Source organism: Pseudomonas sp. MWU13-2105 (genome assembly GCF_023242315.1).
Lineage (GTDB): Bacteria > Pseudomonadota > Gammaproteobacteria > Pseudomonadales > Pseudomonadaceae > Aquipseudomonas.
The window spans coordinates 1-1594 of sequence record NZ_JALLIY010000065.1; the positions used below are offsets into that span (position 1 = coordinate 1).

General features: G+C 62.4%; 2 protein-coding genes. Both read left to right on the top strand.

Translation table 11 applies throughout. The features are described from left to right. Nucleotides 1–738, top strand: a 738-nt coding sequence (locus tag M5B96_RS32290) for an electron transfer flavoprotein subunit beta/FixA family protein (protein ID WP_248801201.1), incomplete at its 5' end; no start/stop codon positions are given. 2 nt (nt 739–740) lie between these two features. Continuing rightward, nucleotides 741–1594: electron transfer flavoprotein subunit alpha/FixB family protein (locus tag M5B96_RS32295; protein WP_248801203.1), on the top strand; the 854-nt coding region annotated here is incomplete at its 3' end.

The following is a 1594-nucleotide window of genomic DNA, read 5'->3' on the forward strand; positions in this document are numbered from 1 at the left end:
GTAGCTGTCAAACGCGTTGTCGATTACAACGTCAAGGTCCGCGTCAAGGCGGACAATTCCGGCGTCGACCTCGCCAACGTCAAGATGTCGATGAACCCGTTCTGCGAAATCGCAGTGGAAGAAGCGGTACGTCTGAAGGAAAAAGGCGTGGCGACTGAGATCGTCGTCGTCTCCGTCGGCCCGTCCACCGCCCAGGAGCAACTGCGCACCGCGCTGGCCCTGGGTGCCGACCGCGCGATCCTGGTTGAATCGGCTGAAGAGCTGACTTCCCTGGCCGTGGCCAAGTTGTTGAAAGCCGTTGTCGACAAGGAACAGCCACAGCTGGTGATCCTCGGCAAGCAGGCCATCGACAGCGACAACAACCAGACCGGCCAGATGCTGGCGGCCCTGAGCGGTTACGCCCAAGGCACCTTCGCTTCGAAAGTCGAAGTGTCCGGCGACAAGGTTGCCGTGACCCGCGAAATCGACGGCGGCCTGCAGACCGTATCGTTGAGCCTGCCGGCCATCGTCACCACCGACCTGCGTTTGAACGAGCCGCGTTATGCGTCCCTGCCGAACATCATGAAAGCCAAGAAGAAGCCGCTTGAAGTGCTGACTCCGGATGCTTTGGGCGTTTCCACCGCCTCCACCAACAAGACCCTGAAAGTCGAAGCGCCGGCTGCGCGCAGCGCCGGGATCAAGGTCAAGTCGGTTGCAGAACTGGTCGAGAAACTGAAAAACGAAGCGAAGGTAATCTGATCATGACTATCTTGGTAATCGCCGAACACGACAACAAGGTCGTGGCCCCGGCCACCCTGAACACCGTGGCCGCCGCCGCGAAGATCGGTGGCGACATTCACGTGCTGGTCGCAGGCCAGGGCGTTGGCGCGGTGGCTGAAGCCGCCGCGAAAATCGCTGGCGTGTCGAAAGTGCTGGTGGCCGACAATGCCGCCTACGCCCATCAACTGCCGGAAAACGTCGCGCCGCTGGTTGCCGAGCTGGGCAAGGGCTACAGCCATATCCTGGCTGCCGCCACTTCCAACGGCAAGAACATCCTGCCACGGGTTGCCGCGCAGCTGGACGTCGACCAGATCTCCGAGATCATCTCGGTGGAAAGCGCTGACACCTTCAAGCGTCCGATCTACGCCGGTAACGCCATTGCCACCGTGCAATCGAACGCCGCGGTCAAGGTCATCACCGTGCGCGCCACCGGTTTCGACCCGGTTGCCGCTGAAGGCGGCTCGGCTGCGGTTGAAACCGTTGCCGCGGCTCACGATGCAGGCAAATCGTCGTTCGTCGGCGAAGAACTGGCCAAGTCCGACCGTCCTGAACTGACCGCTGCCAAGATCGTCGTTTCCGGCGGCCGTGGCATGCAGAACGGTGACAACTTCAAGCACCTGTACGCCCTGGCCGACAAGCTCGGTGCCGCGGTCGGCGCTTCCCGCGCGGCCGTCGACGCCGGCTTCGTGCCGAACGACATGCAGGTCGGCCAGACCGGCAAGATCGTCGCGCCACAGCTGTACATCGCCGTCGGTATCTCCGGCGCGATCCAGCACCTGGCCGGTATGAAGGACTCCAAGGTGATCGTCGCGATCAACAAGGACGAAGAGGCGCC